The sequence below is a fragment of the Streptomyces sp. NPDC052016 genome (assembly GCF_044548445.1).
In the GTDB taxonomy this organism is placed as follows: domain Bacteria; phylum Actinomycetota; class Actinomycetes; order Streptomycetales; family Streptomycetaceae; genus Streptomyces.
On sequence record NZ_JBIUBX010000056.1, the window covers coordinates 1 to 17,692 of the forward strand.

The window sequence follows — 17,692 nt, forward strand, 5'->3', positions numbered from 1 at the left end:
GGGGGGGGGGGGGGGGGGGGGGGGGGGGGGGGGGGGGGGGGGGGGGGGGGGGGCGCCCCCCCCCCCCGGGGGGGGGGGGGGGGGGGGCCGCCCTCGTGGCGGTGCGGCGAGCCCGTCGCCGGCCGGTCGTACGGCGCCTGCTGGTAGCAGTGGACCTCGGCTGTGCCGCGCTGAGCGACGGGCTGCGCCGCACCGCCACGACCCACTCCCCGCCGCAGGCGGGCGCGGGAGCGTCCGGGGTGCGCGCCGGCGCCGCGACCCACTCCGGTGCGTTGGCGGATGCGGGAGCGTTCGGGCTGTGCCTCGGCGCCATGGCCTCCTCCGAGTCGGAGGGCGTTCAGTTCCCGGTTACTTCCGTGGACGGGGGTTCCTTCGTGCCGGGTCGGGAGCGGACCTCGTCCGTGCATTCGTAGCGGCGTGGCGGGGTGGTGTTCGGGCCGCCCAGGACCACCGAGCCGTCGCCCTCCGCCGCCGCCGAGTCGGAGAAGGTGCAGACGACCTGGGCCAGGGCGTACGAGGTCAGGTCGTCGGGGGAGGTGCTCAGGCGCAGGGTGTCGTCCGGGTCCTTGGGAGCCGGGCCGCTCACCGTCGTGCCGCCTCGTACGTCCGTGGTGTAGCCGGCCTCCTTCTCGGCGGCCGAGGGGGACTGCGTGAGTTCGTCCAGGAGGCCCTGGGCGACCAGGACGCGTCGTTCGGAGTCGGCGGCGCCGTTCGGTACGGGCACGGTGCGGTCCACGGCGATCAGGGAGGAACCGCACAGGAGGAACACCCGGACCGGTACGCCCCGCGAGCTCTCGGTGGTGGCGTGCGGCTCGGTGAGCGAGCAGCGTACGCGGGAGGGGGCGGGGCCGAAGTCGGTGGGTACTTCCGTCGCCCGGATGCCGCAGCCGGTGAGCAGCGCGGCGAGGAGGGGGAGGGCGAGAAGGCGTGCGGGCTTGGCGTGTGCGGTCATCAAGTGTCCCCCTTGTCCTTTTCGCCTTGCTCCGCCAGGTCCGAGGCGTCCCTGGGCAGGCGGAGGGTGAAGACCGCGCCCGAGTCCGGGGAGTTGGCGGCGGTGATCTCGCCGCCGTGGATGTGGGCGTTCTCCAGGGCGATGGAGAGGCCCAGGCCGCTGCCCTCGGAGCGGGGGCGGGAGGCGCTCGCCTTGTAGAAGCGGTCGAAGACGTGGGGCAGGACGTCCTCGGGGATGCCGGGGCCGTGGTCGCGGACGGCGATGACCACCTCGTCGGCCGACTCCCGCACGGACACCCGTACCGGCGAGCCGCCGTGCTTCAGGGCGTTGCCGATGAGGTTGGCGAGGATCACGTCCAGGCGGCGCGGGTCGAGGCGTGCGTGGATGCCGCGCTCGGCGTCGAGGTCGACGGCGTCCAGCCAGGCGCGCGCGTCGATGCAGGCGGTGATCTGGTCGGCGACGTCGACGTCGTCCAGGACCAGACGGGCCGTGCCGGCGTCGAAGCGGGTGACCTCCATCAGGTTCTCGACCAGGTCGTTGAGACGCCGGGTCTCGGAGACCACCAGGCGCACGGCCGGCTCGATCATCGGGTCGATGCCGCCGGACTCCGCGTCCAGCTCCTCCTCCAGCACCTCGGTGACGGCGGTGATGGCGGTGAGGGGCGTGCGCAGTTCGTGGCTCATGTCCGCCACGAAGCGGCGGGAGGCCTCGTCCCGGGCCGCCATGTCCGCGACTCGTTTCTCGAGGGCTTCGGCCGTGCGGTTGAAGGTGCGGGAGAGGTCGGCCAGTTCGTCCGTCCCGGAGACGCGCAGGCGGGTGTCCAGCTTGCCCTCGCCGAGGCGACGGGCGGCGACGCCCAGGCGGTGCACCGGCTTCAGCACGGTCGTGGCGGCGGCCTGCGCGAGGAGGGCCGCGCCGATCAGGGCCAGACCGGTGGCGATGCCCAGGGACCAGGCCAGGGAGTTGAGGTCCTTGGCCTCCGGCTCCAGGGACTTGCGCATGTAGCCGGTCGGGCCGCCGCCGATCACCTTGGTGCCGGCCACCAGGTACGGCGTGCCGTGGACCACCACCCGCTGCCAGTACAGGTGGTAGGGCGACTTGTTGCCGGCGGTCGTGTCCTGCTGCTTGTTCACCGCCGTGCGCAGCGACTCGGGCACGTCGTCCAGGGAGAAGCCGTTCAGGCCGCCCGAGTTGCCGTACACCGTCCTGCCGCTGGAGTCCTCGGCGACCAGCAGCACGCTGAAGCGCTGGCTGCTGTTGGCCATCTGGCCGGCCGTGTGCTGCAGTTCGTCCTGCGACGGGTGCTCGGGCAGCGAGCCCGCCCGGTTTTGCATCTCCTGCTCGAAGTCCCGCAGCACCGCGCCCTGGGTGCGCGTCAGCACGGCCTCGCGGTTGAGCCAGTACGCGATGCCCGAGGCCGAGACGGCGGCGGTCAGCGCCACCAGCCCGAACACCACGACGAGCCGCAGTCGCAGGCTGGTGAGACGCAGCCGTGAAAAATGTCCCTTGCGCGCCGCGGACCAGCCGCGGACCCCCCCTTGCCCTGATGTCACTGAGGGGCGTCCAGGCGGTAGCCGACTCCGCGCACGGTACGGATCAGGGTGGGGGAGGAGGGGACGTCCTCGACCTTGGCGCGCAGCCGCTGGACACAGGCGTCCACCAGACGGGAGTCGCCGAGGTAGTCGTGCTCCCAGACCAGGCGCAGGAGCTGCTGCCGGGAGAGCGCCTGACCGGGGCGGCGGCTCAGTTCGAGCAGCAGCCGCAGCTCGGTCGGGGTGAGCTGGAGGTCCTCGCCGTTCTTCGTCACCGTCATGGCCGCGCGGTCGATGACGAGGCTGCCGAAGGTCGCCGAGTCGTTCGACTCGCGCTCCCCGCGGCGCAGTACGGCGCGGATCCGGGCGTCCAGCACCCGCCCCTGCACCGGTTTGACGACGTAGTCGTCCGCGCCGGACTCCAGCCCGACGACCACGTCGATGTCGTCGCTGCGCGCGGTGAGCAGGATGATCGGCAGCTGGTCGGTGCGCCGGATCCGCCGGCACACCTCGAAACCGTCGATGCCGGGCAGCATCACGTCCAGAACGATCAGATCCGGGCGCTGTTCGCGCAGCAGCTTCAGACCGTCCTCACCGCTCGCAGCGGTCGCCACGCGGTGTCCCTGGCGGGTCAGAGAGAGCTCCAGGGCCGTACGGATGGCGTCGTCGTCCTCGATCAGCAACAGGGAAGGCACGGGCTCATTCTGGCCCATGGAGGCGCTGTCGTTCGACCCGTGGGCCGGGGTGGGGCGCGGAGGGCCGCGGAACGAGCGGCGCGCGCGGCGTGCGAGGCGCCGGAGGCGTCCCGGGAGCGCCGCCGGACCCCACGTCACGGGCCGTACCAGCCGGGCCCGTGAACTGGATGTGGTGTCGCCGTGACAGGCCCCTGTGACAGGTCTGTGACAGTCGACGGACACGGCGATGAAGTGGCGTGGGCAAGCTTTTCGGCACAGGCAAGGCGGTCACCCGCCGAGCCGGCGGAAACAGACCGAAACACCGAAGTCCACGACGGGGGGCGCACGATGAACACGCTGCACAGCCTGGGCACCAGCGCAGTGGTCACGCGCCTGCACGACGTGCACCGGGGTTCCGAGAAGTCCGGTGCCGAGGGGAGTCCCTCCCGCGCGAGCGTGTTCGAGCGTGGGGGAGGGCGGGGGTGCGCCCGCGGCGCCGGGCGTCAGCACACCGGCTCGGCGCAGCAGGGCCGCCAGCCCTACATGGCGGTGGTCGACGCGACCACGGCGGAAGAGGCGCACGGGGGAGCCGCGTACAGGGAGGACTCGGGGGAGCGCCGTTCGCTGTCGGAGGCGGAGTTCACCGCCTACGTCCAGGAGCGCCGCGCCTCCCTGTACGCCACCGCCTACCACCTCACCGGTGACCGCTTCGAGGCCGAGGACCTGCTGCAGAGCGCGCTGTTCTCGACCTACCGGGCCTGGGACCGGATCAGCGACAAAGCGGCCGTCGGGGGATACCTGCGGCGCACGATGACCAACCTGCACATCAGCGCGTGGCGCCGCCGCAAGCTGAACGAGTACCCGACCGAGGAACTGCCGGAGACGCCCGGCGACACGGACGCGATGCGCGGCACCGAGCTGCGCGCGGTCCTGTGGCAGGCGCTGGCCCGGCTGCCCGAACTCCAGCGCACGATGCTGGTCCTGCGCTACTACGAGGGCCGCACCGACCCGGAGATCGCGGAGATCCTCGACATCAGTGTCGGCACGGTGAAGTCCAGCATCTGGCGGTCGCTCCGCCGGCTGCGCGAGGACGAGGTCCTCAGCTTCGGCCGTGACGAGGAGGACGCCTTCGGCGAGCTCGTCGCCTGAGGCGCACGGGGGATCCGGCTCCGTTCAGGGAAGCCGGTGCACGGGGGAACACGGGGGAGCGGTACCGGGGGGACCCAGCGGGGGACGTCGGGGGAGCGGTACCGCACACCAGCACGGGGGAAGCACCACCGGGGGAGACGGGGGAGCACCAAGGGAGCGGGACCGGAGGGCCGGGGGGTCCGTCCGGTCCCGCTTCTGCTTGCCCGGCGGAAACCCTTCAGGCCGCCGTGCGCGCCGTCGTGGGGCAGTGGCCCGCCGCCGCGGACGCCAGGCGGTCCATCGCCTCGTCGCGGTCACAGGCGTACGCGCCGAGCGCGGTCTGGCGGGCCACGATGGAGCGTTCGGCGCGCATCAGGCGCCAACCGCGGCGCAGCAGGAAGGGGACGGACTTGCGGCCTTCCCTCAGGTCCCGCAGGAAACGGCGCCGGAACGTCGTCACCGGGCCGCGGCTCAGGCAGAGCGCGTCCGCCAGCACGCCCAGTTCCCGGCAGCGGCCGACGATCTCGGCGGCGAAGATGCCCTCCGCTATGAACAGCGGGGTCCGACCGATCTCGATCGTCTCCTCGCCGGTGCGGGCGCTGAGGGCGAGGTCGTAGACGGGGACGCTCGTCCGGCCCGTGCGGCACAGCTCCGTGATCGCGGCGACCGCCGTGTCCGCGTCCCACGAGCCGGGGTGGTCCCAGTCGATGTCGGAGCTCCCCGCCACCAGCGGCAGCGTCGGATCGTCGCCCTCCTTGTAGAAGTCGTCGAGCCGCAGCACCGGGAGACCGGCGCGGGCGGCGAGGAGGGACTTGCCGGAGCCGGAAGGGCCGCAGAGCAGCACGACTCGCGTGGGTATGGGCGGTTGGGAACTCACGGGACACCAGTGTGAGGCATCGCCCGGGGCGTGAACGACCCCGCGGGTCGGCTTTGATGCGCGCGTCACACCTCAACTACCCTTCGTGTCGAACCGATTACCCGACGCGGCAGAAAGTGGGCGCCCGATGGCCCGACACCACTCCCTCCAGACCCCGACCGGCCGACGTGCCCTGGTCGCCCTCGCCACGGCGGGGGTGGCGCTGGGCGCGGGCGCGGGGACGGCGGCGGCCGCCGGCGGCGAGCCGGTCGTGGACGTGATGCGCACGCGTCCGACCTCGCTCGGCGAGATCGACCCGCAGGCCGGGACGCAGGCGCTGACGGGCACGGTCGGCTACGTCACCGGCCCCGTGGCGGGCCTCAAGCCCAACCCGCTCGCGGGCACCGGCGTCGACCCGCTCGACAACGGCGTCGGCACCCAGGTCGCCGACTTCCAGCCGGTCACCTCGCAGATGCTGACCGGGCCGGTGGCGCAGGCGGAGTCGGTCGGGAGCATCCCCGGCGTGGGGCAGGCGGCGGAGTCGCTGGGCCGCTGAGCAGAGCGCACGCGGAGCAGGCCGCGCCCCTCCGGACGGAGAGGGGCGCGGCCTGCTCGTTCGCGGAGGGCCGCCGTCAGTACGACGAGCCCGAGGCGCCCAGCGACCCCGTCGGGTGCCAGACCGTCTTCGTCTCCAGGAACGCCGTCATGCGGTCGATGCCCGGCGTCGCGAACCAGTCGTCCACAGGCTGTGGACGAAGGACGCGCTTGAGGTTGTCCGCAGCGGCGATCTCCAGCTCCTTCGCCAGGGCCTCGTCGGCGCCCGCGAGGTCGATCGCGTTGACGTCCTGGTGGGCGGCGAGCGGCGCCGCGATCTCCGCCGTACGGCCGGACAGGACGTTGACCACGCCGCCCGGGACGTCGGAGGTGGCCAGGACCTCGCCCAGGGAGAGGGCCGGCAGCGGGGACCTCTCGGAGGCCACCACGACCGCCGTGTTGCCCGTGGCGATCACCGGGGCGACCACCGAGACCAGGCCCAGGAACGACGACTCCTGCGGGGCCAGGACGGTCACGACGCCCGTCGGTTCGGGGGAGGACAGGTTGAAGAACGGACCGGCGACCGGGTTCCCGCCGCCCACCACCTGGGCGATCTTGTCGGTCCAGCCCGCGTACCAGACCCAGCGGTCGATCGTCGCCTCGACCTGCTCGGCGGCCTTCGACTTCGACAGGCCCTCGGCGTCGGCGACCTCGTGCACGAACTGGCCCTTGCGGCCCTCCAGCATCTCGGCGACGCGGTAGAGGACCTGGCCCCGGTTGTACGCCGTCGCGCCCGACCAGCCGCCGAACGCCTTGCGGGCGGCCACGACCGCGTCACGGGCGTCCTTGCGGGAGGACTGCGGTGCGTTGGCCAGCCACTTGCCCTTTGCGTCGGTCACCTCGTACACCCGGCCGCTCTCGGAACGCGGGAACTTCCCGCCGACGTACAGCTTGTAGGTCTTGAACACACTGAGACGGTCAGACATCGAGGTACGCCTCCAGGCCGTGGCGGCCGCCCTCGCGGCCGAAGCCCGACTCCTTGTAGCCGCCGAACGGCGAGGTCGGGTCGAACTTGTTGAACGTGTTGGACCAGACGACACCGGCCCGGAGCTTGTTCGCCACCGCGAGGATGCGGGAGCCCTTCTCCGTCCAGATGCCCGCCGACAGGCCGTACGGCGTGTTGTTGGCCTTGGCGACGGCCTCGTCCGGGGTGCGGAAGGTGAGGACCGACAGGACCGGGCCGAAGATCTCGTCGCGGGCGACGGTGTGCGCCTGGGTGACGTTCGTGAACAGCGTCGGGGCGAACCAGTAGCCGGAGGAGGGAAGTTCGCAGGCGGGGGACCAGCGCTCGGCGCCCTCCGCCTCGCCCTGCTCGGCGAGCGCGGTGATACGGGCGAGCTGCTCGGCCGAGTTGATCGCGCCGATGTCCGTGTTCTTGTCCAGCGGGTCGCCCAGGCGGAGGGTGGACAGGCGCCGCTTCAGCGACTCCAGCAGCTCGTCGTGGATCGACTCCTGGACCAGCAGACGCGAGCCCGCGCAGCAGACCTGGCCCTGGTTGAAGAAGATGCCGTTGACGATGCCCTCGACGGCCTGGTCCACGGGTGCGTCGTCGAAGACGATGTTGGCGCCCTTGCCGCCCAGTTCGAGCGTCAGCTTCTTGCGCGTACCGGCGACCGTGCGGGCGATCTCCTTGCCGACGGCGGTGGAGCCGGTGAAGGCGACCTTGTTCACGTCCGGGTGGGCGACGAGCGCGGCGCCCGCGTCGCCGTAGCCGGGCAGGATGTTCACGACGCCCTTCGGCAGGCCCGCCTGGCGGCAGATGTCCGCGAAGAACAGCGCCGAGAGGGGGGTGGTCTCGGCGGGCTTGAGGACCACCGTGTTGCCGGTGGCGAGGGCGGGCGCGATCTTCCACGCGAGCATCAGCAGCGGGAAGTTCCAGGGGATGACCTGGCCGGCGACGCCCAGCGGCTTCGGGTTCGCGCCGAAACCGGCGTGGTCCAGCTTGTCGGCCCAGCCCGCGTAGTAGAAGAAGTGCGCGGCGACCAGGGGGAGGTCGGCGTCGCGGGTCTCCTTGATGGGCTTGCCGTTGTCCAGGGTTTCCAGCACGGCCAGTTCGCGGCTGCGCTCCTGGATGATGCGGGCGATGCGGAAGAGGTACTTCGCGCGCTCCGAGCCGGGCAGCGCGGACCACTTCTCGAAGGCCTTGCGGGCGGCCGCGACCGCGCGGTCGACGTCCTCGGAGCCGGCCTGGGCGATCTCGGAGAGGACCTCCTCGGTGGCGGGGCTCACGGTCTTGAAGACCTTGCCGCCGGCCGCCTCGGCGAACTCGCCGTCGATGAACAGGCCGTAGGACGGAGCGATGTCGACGACCGAGCGGGACTCGGGAGCCGGGGCGTACTCGAATGCGGATGACCGCTTTTCCATGGTCATGGTGATCAGTCCACCGTCACGTAGTCGGGGCCGGAGTAGCGGCCGGTGGCCAGCTTCTGACGCTGCATCAGCAGATCGTTCAGGAGCGAGGAGGCGCCGAAGCGGAACCAGTGGCTGTCCAGCCAGTCCTCGCCCACGGTCTCGTTGACCAGGACGAGGAACTTGACGGCGTCCTTGGAGGTGCGGATGCCGCCGGCCGGCTTCACACCGACCTGCACCCCGGTCTGCGCGCGGAAGTCGCGTACGGCCTCCAGCATGAGCAGGGTGTTCGCGGGAGTGGCGTTGACGGCGACCTTGCCGGTGGACGTCTTGATGAAGTCCGCGCCGGCGAGCATGCCGAGCCAGCTGGCGCGGCGGATGTTGTCGTACGTCGACAGCTCACCCGTCTCGAAGATGACCTTGAGCCGGGCGGACGTGCCACAGGCCTCCCGCACGGCGACGATCTCGTCGTACACCTTGAGGTAGCGGCCCGCGAGGAAGGCGCCCCGGTCGATGACCATGTCGATCTCGTCGGCGCCCGCGGCGACGGCCTCGCGGACGTCGGCGAGCTTCACGTCGAGGGCGGCGCGGCCGGCCGGGAAGGCGGTGGCGACGGAGGCGACCTTCACGCCGGAGCCCGCGACCGCCGCCTTGGCGGTGGCCACCATGTCCGGGTAGACGCAGACCGCGGCGGTCGAGGGCGCCGTACGGTCGGTCGGGTCGGGGTGGACCGCCTTCGCGCCGAGCGCCCGGACCTTGCCCGGGGTGTCCGCGCCTTCCAGCGTCGTCAGGTCGACCATCGAGATGGCGAGGTCGATGGCGTACGCCTTCGCGGTCGTCTTGATGGAACGGGTGCCGAGGGAGGCGGCGCGCGCTTCCAGGCCGACCGCGTCGACGCCGGGCAGCCCGTGGAGGAAGCGGCGCAGCGCGCTGTCGGACGCGGTGACGTCCGTGAGGGCGCCTGCGCTGGGAGTACCTCCCACGCGTTCAGCGGTGGGGGCGGGTGCATTGGTGGGCATGGTCACCAGACGAGCATATCTACGCGCGTAGCGGCTGTACACCCCGGGGAACGGCTCCTTCGGCGGGCGGGTCGGCGCGTCGTCGCGGGCGTGGTGCAGAATCGGGGCCATGACGAGCCCGGAAGACCAGTCGCCAGCACCGCAGCCCCCGGCCCCCGAGTCCAAGGACCGCATCTACCGGTCGCCCGCGGGCATGGCCGGTGGAGTGCTGCTGCTCGCGCTCGTCGGCTGGCTCGGTGTCGACGCGATCCTCGTCGGGGAGGGGCGCACGCCGTGGCTGGCGCTCGCCTCGCTGATCCTTGTGGTGCCGCTGATCACCGCCTTCACGCTGCGGCCGGCCGTGTTCGCGGGCGAGGACAGGCTGCGGGTGCGCAATCCCTTCCGCGTGATCGTGCTGCCCTGGGGCCAGGTCGCCTCGCTGCGGTCCGGGTACTCCAACGAGGTCGTCGCCGCCTCGGGGAAGAAGTACCAGCTGTGGTCGATCCCCGTCTCGCTGCGGGCCCGGAAGAAGGCGGCCCGCCAGGAGGCCCGGGCGGCGGCGGACCGCGCGGCCGAACAGCAGGGCCGGGGCGGCCGGGCCGGCCGCGGGACCGGCGGGCTCGGCGGCTTCGGCGGCTTCGCGGGCGGGTCCTCCGCGGGCGGGCGCACCGGCGCGAGCGTGCCCGAGGGCCCGGTGCGGGCCGAGAGCGACAAGATCATGCACGAACTGCGCCTGCTGTGGGAGGCGCGGGAGAAGGAGGAGAGCGCGCAGGGCGAGGTCACCGTGCGCTGGGCCTGGGAGATCGTGGGACCGGCGGTGGCGGGGGCTGTGGTGCTGGGGATTCTGCTGGCCTTGGGGTGAGGGTGCCGGCCCGGGGCCGGGGGCGGGCCGGGTGCCGGGGCACGGGCCCGAGCCGCGAAGCCCGGGCCCAGGGGCCGTAGTTCGGCAGGGTCCCCCGCTGCGGCACCTCAGGTCCGCTTCCTGACGGCAGACGGAGACGGACGGGCCCAACGCCAGGCGCCCGGCTTGCGCCCGGGCGCGCGTGACCGGCGCTCCGGAGTCGGAGCAGAGGTGACGGTCGTCGAGCCTTTTCGGGATCGCGGGTACGGCGAAGGCCCTGGGTCCCGCGCGGTTGCTCGTCTCAGGTACGGCGAGGGCTGTGGTGGTGGCGCGCTCGCCAGTCATGGGTAGGGCGAGGGCTGTGGTGGTGGCGCGGTTGCTCGTCTCAGGTACGGCGAGGGCTGTGGTGGTGGCGCGCTCGCCAGTCATGGGTAGGGCGAGGGCTGTGGTGGTGGCGCGGTTGCTCGTCGCAGGTACGGCGAGGGCCGTGGTGGTGGCGCGCTCGCAGGCCACAGGTACGGCCAGGGCCGGCGCGCTCGCCAGCCGCAGTTACGTTACGGCGAAGGTCCCGGGTCCGGCGCGCTTGCCGGCCACAGGTACGACGAAGGCCTCGGTGTCGACGGGCTGCCGGTGACGGATACGGCGTCGGCGGTGCCGGCGCGCCAGCCGGCCATGGGCGCGACGAAGGCCCGGGTGCGCGGAGCGACGTAGCGAGTCGTTCCGCGCACCCGGGCCTTCGTGTGCCGGGAGCGGGGCTGTGGCGGTTGTCGCCGGGAAGGGCGCCCGGTGCGTGGCCGCGCCGAGCGGCCGCGGGCGGGGCGCAGGCCCCTGCCGGGCCGTGGTCGCGCTGCGCCCCGCCCTCCGGTCAGATGCCTGCGGCCGCCGAGAAGTCCCGCTTGACCGCCGTCAGGACCTCCGCCGCCTTGGCGTGCGCCGCCGGGAGGCCGGCGTGGCTCGCCACGGGGACCACGACCTCCAGGTAGCACTTCAGCTTCGGCTCCGTGCCGCTGGGGCGGACGATGACGCGGGCGCCGTCCAGGGTGTAGCGCAGGCCGTCGGTGGGCGGGAGCGTGTCCGTGCCCCGGGTGAGGTCCTCGGCGCGGGTGACGGCGAGGCCGCCGAGCGTCGCCGGGGGCTGCTCGCGCAGTCGCCGCATCGCGTGCGCGATGACCGACAGGTCCTCGACGCGGACCGAGAGCTGGTCGGTGGCGTGCAGACCGTGCTCGACGGCGAGGTCGTCGAGGAGGTCGAGGAGCGTGCGGCCCTCCGACTTGAGCTGCGAGGCGAGTTCCGTGATGAGCAGGGCCGCGGTGATGCCGTCCTTGTCGCGGACGCCCTCGGGGTCGACGCAGTAGCCGAGGGCCTCCTCGTAGCCGTACCGCAGGCCGTCGACGCGGGCGATCCACTTGAAGCCGGTGAGGGTCTCCTCGTACGGCAGCCCGGCCTTCTCGGCGATGCGGCCGAGGAGGGAGGAGGAGACGATCGACTCGGCGAAGGTGCCCCGCGCGCCACGGCGCACGAGGTGGGCGGCGAGGAGCGCGCCGACCTCGTCGCCGCGCAGCATGCGCCACGCGCCGCCGTCCTTCACGGCCACGGCGCAGCGGTCGGCGTCCGGGTCGTTGGCGATGACCAGGTCGGGATCGGTCTCGCGGGCCTTCGCGAAGGCGAGGTCCATCGCGCCGGGCTCCTCCGGGTTGGGGAAGGCCACGGTCGGGAAGTCCGGGTCGGGTTCGGCCTGCTCGGCGACGAGGGCGGGCTCCGGGAAGCCGGCGCGGGCGAAGGCGGCGAGGAGGACGTCCTTGCCGACGCCGTGCATCGCCGTGTAGACGGTGCGGGCGGTGCGCGGGGAGCCGGGGGCGAGGACGGCGTCCGTGCGGGCCAGGTAGGCCTCGAGGACGGAGTCGTCCAGGGTCTGCCAGCCGGACTCCGGGCGGGGGACGTCGTGCAGGGACCGGACGGCGGCGATCTCGGCGGCGATCTCCGCGTCGGCGGGCGGCACGATCTGCGAGCCGTCGCCCAGGTAGACCTTGTAGCCGTTGTCGCGGGGCGGGTTGTGGCTGGCGGTGACCTCCACGCCGGCGACCGCGCCCAGATGCCTTATGGCGTAGGCGAGGACGGGGGTGGGGAGGGGGCGGGGCAGGACGGCGGCCCTGAGGCCGGCGCCGGTCATGACGGCCGCCGTGTCGCGGGCGAAGTCGGCGGACTTGTGGCGGGCGTCGTAGCCGATGACGACGAGGCCGTCACCCTGGCCCTTGGCGGTGAGGTACGCGGCGAGGCCGGCGGCGGCGCGGATGACGACGGCACGGTTCATGCGCATCGGGCCGGCGCCGAGTTCGCCGCGCAGGCCCGCGGTGCCGAACTGGAGGGTGCCGCTGAAGCGGGCGGCGAGTTCGGTGTGGTCGCCGGCGTCGAGGAGCTTCGCGAGTTCCTCACGGGTGTCCGGGTCGGGGTCCTCGGCCAGCCAGGTCCGGGCGCGGGCGATGAGATCGTCGAGATCGTCGTGCACGGTCAACCTCTCGTGGGTGTGCGCGTGAGTGTGCGTGATGTCCTCGCCCCCGACGCCGCTTCCCGTCCCCGGGGCGACCGCCCGGAACCCCGCTTCGGCCCATTACGGGCCCTGTCCTGTCGGTTCCCCCGCGGGGGCATCCCCGGACGGGCCGGGAGGCCCCGGCCCGGCGGAGGGTGGCTCGCCTTCCGCCGCGGGCCGGGCCGCCGCGCCGTGCGGCACTCGCGGGCGGGCTGGTCGTCGCGCACCCTTCGACCGGGCTGGTCCGGGTGGTGGGTCGGGCACGGGCGGGGGCCGGGGGCACAGCCCGTGGCGGGGCGAACGGGGGGGGGAGCCCTTTACAGCCGGTCCAGCACCTGCGCCAGCAGGGAGCCCATCCGCGTCGCCGAGTCGCGGCCGGCCTGCAGAACCTCCTCGTGGTTCAGCGGCTCGCCCGTCATGCCGGCGGCGAGGTTCGTGACCAGGGAGATGCCGAGCACCTCCGCGCCGGCCTCGCGGGCCGCGATGGCCTCCAGAACGGTGGACATGCCCACGAGGTCCGCCCCGATGACCCGGGCCATGCGGATCTCGGCCGGCGTCTCGTAGTGCGGCCCGGGGAACTGGGCGTAGACGCCCTCCTCCAGGGTGGCGTCGATCTCCTTGCACAGCGCCCGCAGCCGCGGCGAGTACAGGTCCGTCAGGTCGACGAAGTTCGCGCCGACGATCGGGGAGGTCGCCGTGAGGTTGATGTGGTCGCTGATCAGGACGGGCTGGCCGGGGCGCATGCCCTCGCGCAGACCGCCGCAGCCGTTGGTGAGCACGATCGTCTTGCTGCCGGCCGCCACCGCCGTACGGACGCCGTGCGCGACGGCGGCCACCCCGCGGCCCTCGTAGTAGTGCGTACGGCCAAGGAAGACCAGGGCGCGCTTCTCGCCGATCCTGTACGAGCGGATCTTGCCGCCGTGTCCCTCGACCGCCGGCGGCGGGAAGCCGGGCAGCTCGGTGACCAGGAACTCGGCGTCGGGCGCGCCCAGGGCGTCCACGGCCGGCGCCCAGCCGGAGCCCATCACGAGGGCGACGTCGTGGGTCTCGGCGCCCGTGAGTTCGCGCAGGCGCGTGGCGGCGGCGTCGGCGGCGGCGTAGGGGTCGCCCTGGATGTCGTCCGGGAGAAGAGATGCGTTCACGCGGATGAGAGTAGCCGGTCTTCGCCTACGCGCGTAGATGACAGAGCCAACGGGATGGCGATCGTTGTCTTGTCGTTTCCAACGAGGGGGTCGCCGGGCGCCGGGTTCAGGCGGTCGCCGGGCCCCGGGACCCTCGTCCGTGACGGGGACGTCCTACTCGTCCGTGATGAGGACGTCCTTGTCGTTGAAGACCTCGACGATGAAGATCAGCAGCCGGCCGCGGCTGACCGTGTACTCCACGAGGACGTTCTGGGTGAGCCGGATCGTGCGGTCGTCGCCGGTGGAGCTTATGGGGCGCGACACCGAGAGGAAGGGATCGCGGGCCAGGAGAGCGATGCCCTTGTCGAAGGCGGCGCGCTGCCGGTCGTCGAGCCGGTCGCGAGCCTCGGCGGCCTGCACCGTGTAATAGACGTCATACGTGGTGGGGGCCATACGATCTCCCGTTAATGCGTCGATTCCCCCAGTTTAGGAGTCCGGCGCCTCAGCACGGCCGCTTCCGCAGCTCCATCACGTAATCGTGTGGCGCCCCCGCGGACTCGGCGGCGTCGGCGATCTCCCCGAGGTAGCGTGCCGACGGCAGTCCCCCCTCGTACCCGTTCAGCACGTACACCCAGCCCTGCTCCACGCCGTCCAGGGTGTGCACGCGGACCCGGAGCCGGCGGTAGATGCCGAGGCCCACGCCCTCCCACCGGTCCAGTGACTCCTCGTCCATGGGGGCCAGGTCGTACAGGGCGACGAAGACCTGCGCGCCGGGGTCCTCCACGATCGTCGCCAGCGCGCCCTCCCAGCCCAGCTGCTCGCCGCCGAAGGTCAGCCGCCAGCCGTTCAGCCAGCCGGTCGCGCGTAGCGGCGAGTGCGGTGCGCGGCGGGTCATCAGCCGCGCGTCGAGGTTGCCGGCGTACGCGGCGTAGAGCGACATGCGATGAGAGTACGGCAGCGTGAACGGACGCCACTTCCGCCGCGGGGGCCCCTGGAGCAACAGCGGTACCGCCGCCGCGGCCCCCGGGGACGTAAGACGTTGAAGCGTGCGGGACAATGGAGTACGTGACTCGGATCGTGATCATCGGTGGTGGACCCGGCGGCTACGAAGCGGCGCTGGTGGCCGCGCAGCTCGGCGCGGAGGTGACCGTCGTCGACTGCGACGGTCTGGGCGGGGCGTCGGTGCTGACCGACTGCGTGCCGTCGAAGACCCTTATCGCTACGGCCGAGGTGATGACCACCTTCGACTCCTCCTACGAGGAGCTGGGGATCATCGTCGCCGACGACACCCCTCCGCTGGAGCAGTCCGCCCGCGTGGTCGGGGTGGACCTCGACAAGGTCAACCGGCGTGTGAAGCGGCTGGCGCTCGCGCAGTCGCACGACATCACCGCCTCCGTCACGCGCGCGGGCGCCCGTGTCCTGCGCGGCCGTGGCCGGCTGGAGGGCATGCAGGCCCTCGACGGTTCGCGGAAGGTCGTGGTCCGGGCGGCCGACGGCAGCGAGGAGACGCTCGTCGCGGACGCCGTGCTCCTGGCCACCGGCGGTCACCCCCGTGAGCTGCCCGACGCCCAGCCCGACGGTGAGCGCATCCTCAACTGGACCCAGGTCTACGACCTGCGGGAGCTGCCCGAGGAGCTCATCGTGGTCGGCTCGGGTGTGACGGGCGCCGAGTTCGCCGGCGCCTACCAGGCCCTCGGCTCCAAGGTCACCCTCGTCTCCTCCCGGGACCGCGTGCTGCCGGGCGAGGACCCGGACGCCGCCGCCGTCCTCGAGGACGTCTTCCGGCGCCGCGGCATGAACGTCATGGCCCGCTCCCGCGCCCAGTCCGCCAAGCGGGTGGGGGACCGGGTCGAGGTGACCCTCGCCGACGGGCGCGTCATCACCGGCTCGCACTGCCTGATGGCCGTCGGCGCCATCCCCAACACCGAGGGCCTCGGGCTGGAGGAGGCCGGCGTCAGGGTCCGCGAGTCCGGGCACATCTGGACCGACCGGGTGTCCAGGACCACGGCTCCGGGCGTGTACGCCGCCGGTGACGTGACCGGCGTCTTCGCCCTCGCCTCCGTCGCCGCCATGCAGGGCCGTATCGCCATGTACCACTTCCTGGGCGACGCGGTGGCCCCGCTCAACCTCAAGACCGTTTCCTCGAACGTCTTCACCGACCCGGAGATCGCCACCGTCGGCTACACGCAGGCGGACGTGGACGCGGGCAAGATCGACGCGCGGGTCGTCAAGCTGCCCCTGCTGCGCAACCCGCGCGCCAAGATGCAGGGCATCCGCGACGGCTTCGTCAAGATCTTCTGCCGGCCGGGCACGGGGATCGTCGTCGGCGGTGTCGTCGTCGCGCCCCGCGCCTCGGAACTCATCCATCCCATCTCGATCGCCGTCGACAACAATCTGACGGTCGAACAGATCGCGAACGCGTTCACCGTGTACCCGTCCCTTTCGGGGTCGATCGCCGAGGTGGCACGGCAGTTGCACACGAGGAAGACGGGCGGGGAGGGCTAGGACCTCACCGGCGGCCGGAATCGACTCCTCGCTGGTCACGGGGAGTCGCGGCCCGTGCGGGTGGCATAGGCGCCGGAACTAGGCCCCTATACCACTTCCCGCCCTGCTGTGCGAACAACTTCTATTATTCGGCGCAAAGAGCTGAAAGCAGACGGTCGTCCGCGTTACTGTCAGTTTCGTGTTCGCTGCAGAACGTCGCCAATTGATCCTCGAAATGGTGCGAGCGAACGGGGCCGTGTCGCTCCGTGAGCTCGCCCGCGTCGTCCAGACCTCCGAAGTGACCGTACGGCGGGACGTGCGCGCACTGGAGGCAGAAGGACTCCTCGACCGCCGGCACGGCGGTGCGGTACTGCCGGGCGGTTTCACGCGGGAGTCCGGCTTTCCGCAGAAGTCACATCTCGCGACCGCCGAGAAGACCGCCATCGCCGACCTCGCCGCCAACTTCGTCGAAGAGGGCGAGGCCATCGTGGTCGGGGCGGGGACCACCACCCAGGAGCTGGCCCGCCGGCTCGCCCGGGTGCCCGGACTCACCGTCGTGACCAACTCCCTGCTGGTCGCCCAGGCCCTGGCCCACGCCAACCGGGTCGAGGTCGTGATGACCGGCGGCACGCTCAGAGGCTCCAACTACGCCCTCGTCGGCAGCGGTGCCGAACAGTCCCTCCAGGGACTCAGGGTCTCCCGAGCCTTCCTCTCCGGTAGCGGCCTCACCGCCGAGCGCGGACTCTCCACGTCCAACATGCTGTCGGCCTCGGTCGACCGGGCCCTCGTCCAGGCCGCCTCCGAGGTCGTCGTCCTCGCCGACCACACCAAGCTCGGCACCGACACGATGTTCCAGACGGTCCCGACCGACGTGATCACCCGCCTGGTCACCGACGAGCCGCCCGCCCACGACGACCGCGCCCAGACCGAGTTGCAGGCCCTGGCGGACCAGGGGGTGCAGATCGCCGTGGCCGGGGCGCAGGGAAACCCGGGGGGTGACGCGGTCCCGGCGCGTCGCCAGCAGCAGCGCCGGGACGTCCCCCTCCCGTCCCCGCGCCGCGGCCAGGTCCCGGGCGCCTCGACGGGCCTGCGCGCCGCGACGGTCCTGGGCGAACAGTCCCCGGGCGGGGAGCGGGCCCGGGTGGCGGACCTCCGCCGGCGCTGAGCCCGCCGCGACGCCCCCTCCGGGACCGTCAGCGACCCGAGTGACCTCCTGCGCCCCGGGAGCCGAACGCGCCGGTGAGTGTGCGTACGCGGGCCGCACGGGGCGGGTGACGGCGTGCCTTCTTCCCACGGCTCCGGCTGCGGACCCGCGCCATCGCCGAACCGGGCTGCCGCCCGTCACCCGGCCCTCCTTCGCCTGGGGACCATCCGCTTCGTCGTCGCGGGACCGGTCGTGTCGCGGCGCCGTACGGGCTGGACGCGCGCCGCGCCGAACACGCACGGGGCCACCCCGCCCCCCGTCACGGGGCGGGGAAAACGAGGCGCCCGGCGGACCGAGTGCTCCGGTCCGCCGGGCGCCTCGACGCCATGGCGGGATGTCAGTCCTTGATCTCGCAGATGGGGGCGCCGGAGGTGAGGGAGGCGCCGACGTCGGCGGTGAGGCCCTTGATGGTGCCGGATTTGTGGGCGTTGA

16 protein-coding genes are annotated in these 17,692 nt (G+C 72.7%); 5 read left to right on the forward strand and 11 right to left on the reverse strand.

The window, feature by feature from the left end:
* Positions 1 to 337: 337 nt before the first annotated feature.
* Genes ACIHAR_RS39310 through afsQ1 form a run of 3 tightly spaced genes read right to left on the reverse strand, consistent with a single transcriptional unit; the run spans position 338 to position 3,179 of the window.
* Positions 338 to 952 carry a hypothetical protein gene (locus ACIHAR_RS39310; protein ID WP_365470616.1) on the reverse strand — a complete coding sequence of 205 codons (615 nt, stop codon included), beginning with the start codon at positions 950 to 952 and terminating at the stop codon, positions 338 to 340.
* Entirely contained in the window at positions 952 to 2,505 is a 1,554-nt protein-coding gene (locus ACIHAR_RS39315) for a HAMP domain-containing sensor histidine kinase (RefSeq protein ID WP_365470613.1), read from the reverse strand. The genes ACIHAR_RS39310 and ACIHAR_RS39315 overlap by 1 nt, the downstream gene beginning before the upstream one ends.
* Positions 2,502 to 3,179, reverse strand: a complete 678-nt coding sequence (afsQ1, locus tag ACIHAR_RS39320) for a two-component system response regulator AfsQ1 (RefSeq protein ID WP_189933766.1) — start codon at positions 3,177 to 3,179, stop codon at positions 2,502 to 2,504. The genes ACIHAR_RS39315 and afsQ1 overlap by 4 nt, the downstream gene beginning before the upstream one ends.
* 327 nt (positions 3,180 to 3,506) lie before the next feature.
* Here afsQ1 and ACIHAR_RS39325 point away from each other — a divergent pair, with 327 nt between their 5' ends.
* Positions 3,507 to 4,307 (forward strand): SigE family RNA polymerase sigma factor, encoded by an 801-nt coding sequence (locus ACIHAR_RS39325; RefSeq protein WP_365470610.1) that lies wholly within the window; start codon positions 3,507 to 3,509, stop codon positions 4,305 to 4,307.
* Positions 4,308 to 4,524: 217 nt separating this feature from the next.
* On the opposite strand, the gene ACIHAR_RS39330 is transcribed toward ACIHAR_RS39325, so the two are convergent.
* Entirely contained in the window at positions 4,525 to 5,232 is a 708-nt protein-coding gene (locus tag ACIHAR_RS39330) for a uridine kinase (RefSeq protein WP_365470607.1), read from the reverse strand.
* Positions 5,233 to 5,290: 58 nt separating this feature from the next.
* Here ACIHAR_RS39330 and ACIHAR_RS39335 point away from each other — a divergent pair, with 58 nt between their 5' ends.
* Entirely contained in the window at positions 5,291 to 5,698 is a 408-nt protein-coding gene (locus ACIHAR_RS39335; protein ID WP_400024065.1) for a hypothetical protein, read from the forward strand.
* A 76-nt stretch (positions 5,699 to 5,774) separates the two neighbouring features.
* Here ACIHAR_RS39335 and ACIHAR_RS39340 read toward each other — a convergent pair whose 3' ends face one another.
* Genes ACIHAR_RS39340 through deoC form a run of 3 tightly spaced genes read right to left on the reverse strand, consistent with a single transcriptional unit; the run spans position 5,775 to position 9,104 of the window.
* The gene (locus tag ACIHAR_RS39340; protein WP_365470601.1) at positions 5,775 to 6,662 is read right to left on the reverse strand and encodes an aldehyde dehydrogenase family protein; all 888 of its coding nucleotides are present in this window, start codon (positions 6,660 to 6,662) and stop codon (positions 5,775 to 5,777) included.
* Complete coding sequence (locus tag ACIHAR_RS39345; RefSeq protein WP_388762350.1) at positions 6,655 to 8,100, reverse strand: aldehyde dehydrogenase family protein; 1,446 nt, start codon at positions 8,098 to 8,100, stop codon at positions 6,655 to 6,657. Before ACIHAR_RS39345 ends, ACIHAR_RS39340 begins: the two co-directional genes overlap by 8 nt.
* A gap of 11 nt (positions 8,101 to 8,111) precedes the next feature.
* A complete protein-coding gene (gene deoC, locus ACIHAR_RS39350) occupies positions 8,112 to 9,104 on the reverse strand; it encodes a deoxyribose-phosphate aldolase (protein ID WP_384662461.1) in 993 nt (330 codons plus the stop codon).
* A gap of 109 nt (positions 9,105 to 9,213) precedes the next feature.
* Here deoC and ACIHAR_RS39355 point away from each other — a divergent pair, with 109 nt between their 5' ends.
* Entirely contained in the window at positions 9,214 to 9,945 is a 732-nt protein-coding gene (locus ACIHAR_RS39355) for a PH domain-containing protein (protein WP_400024066.1), read from the forward strand.
* 844 nt (positions 9,946 to 10,789) lie between these two features.
* Here ACIHAR_RS39355 and ACIHAR_RS39360 read toward each other — a convergent pair.
* The 4 genes from ACIHAR_RS39360 to ACIHAR_RS39375 all read right to left on the reverse strand — a co-directional run bounded on the left by ACIHAR_RS39360 (position 10,790) and on the right by ACIHAR_RS39375 (position 14,512).
* Positions 10,790 to 12,430 carry a phospho-sugar mutase gene (locus tag ACIHAR_RS39360; protein WP_365470676.1) on the reverse strand — a complete coding sequence of 547 codons (1,641 nt, stop codon included), beginning with the start codon at positions 12,428 to 12,430 and terminating at the stop codon, positions 10,790 to 10,792.
* 338 nt (positions 12,431 to 12,768) lie between these two features.
* Complete coding sequence (locus tag ACIHAR_RS39365; RefSeq protein WP_400024068.1) at positions 12,769 to 13,593, reverse strand: purine-nucleoside phosphorylase; 825 nt, start codon at positions 13,591 to 13,593, stop codon at positions 12,769 to 12,771.
* A gap of 153 nt (positions 13,594 to 13,746) precedes the next feature.
* The gene (locus ACIHAR_RS39370; RefSeq protein WP_365470590.1) at positions 13,747 to 14,025 is read right to left on the reverse strand and encodes a hypothetical protein; all 279 of its coding nucleotides are present in this window, start codon (positions 14,023 to 14,025) and stop codon (positions 13,747 to 13,749) included.
* Positions 14,026 to 14,074: 49 nt separating this feature from the next.
* Entirely contained in the window at positions 14,075 to 14,512 is a 438-nt protein-coding gene (locus ACIHAR_RS39375; RefSeq protein WP_365470587.1) for a gamma-glutamylcyclotransferase, read from the reverse strand.
* Positions 14,513 to 14,628: 116 nt separating this feature from the next.
* Between ACIHAR_RS39375 and ACIHAR_RS39380 the strand changes: the two genes are divergently transcribed.
* Positions 14,629 to 16,077, forward strand: a complete 1,449-nt coding sequence (locus tag ACIHAR_RS39380) for an NAD(P)H-quinone dehydrogenase (RefSeq protein WP_365470584.1) — start codon at positions 14,629 to 14,631, stop codon at positions 16,075 to 16,077.
* A gap of 178 nt (positions 16,078 to 16,255) precedes the next feature.
* Entirely contained in the window at positions 16,256 to 17,221 is a 966-nt protein-coding gene (locus tag ACIHAR_RS39385) for a DeoR/GlpR family DNA-binding transcription regulator (RefSeq protein ID WP_365470581.1), read from the forward strand.
* Positions 17,222 to 17,692: the final 471 nt, after the last annotated feature.

Bases quoted from the DNA above. Each gene is read 5' to 3' on its own strand.
- deoC (WP_384662461.1), bottom strand. From the start codon at position 9,104: ATGCCCACCAATGCACCCGCCCCCACCGCTGAACGCGTGGGAGGTACT.
- ACIHAR_RS39340 (WP_365470601.1), bottom strand. From the start codon at position 6,662: ATGTCTGACCGTCTCAGTGTGTTCAAGACCTACAAGCTGTACGTCGGC.
- ACIHAR_RS39375 (WP_365470587.1), bottom strand. From the start codon at position 14,512: ATGTCGCTCTACGCCGCGTACGCCGGCAACCTCGACGCGCGGCTGATG.
- ACIHAR_RS39325 (WP_365470610.1), top strand. From the start codon at position 3,507: ATGAACACGCTGCACAGCCTGGGCACCAGCGCAGTGGTCACGCGCCTG.
- ACIHAR_RS39370 (WP_365470590.1), bottom strand. From the start codon at position 14,025: ATGGCCCCCACCACGTATGACGTCTATTACACGGTGCAGGCCGCCGAG.
- ACIHAR_RS39380 (WP_365470584.1), top strand. From the start codon at position 14,629: ATGGAGTACGTGACTCGGATCGTGATCATCGGTGGTGGACCCGGCGGC.
- ACIHAR_RS39355 (WP_400024066.1), top strand. From the start codon at position 9,214: ATGACGAGCCCGGAAGACCAGTCGCCAGCACCGCAGCCCCCGGCCCCC.
- ACIHAR_RS39310 (WP_365470616.1), bottom strand. From the start codon at position 952: ATGACCGCACACGCCAAGCCCGCACGCCTTCTCGCCCTCCCCCTCCTC.
- ACIHAR_RS39345 (WP_388762350.1), bottom strand. From the start codon at position 8,100: ATGGAAAAGCGGTCATCCGCATTCGAGTACGCCCCGGCTCCCGAGTCC.
- ACIHAR_RS39335 (WP_400024065.1), top strand. From the start codon at position 5,291: ATGGCCCGACACCACTCCCTCCAGACCCCGACCGGCCGACGTGCCCTG.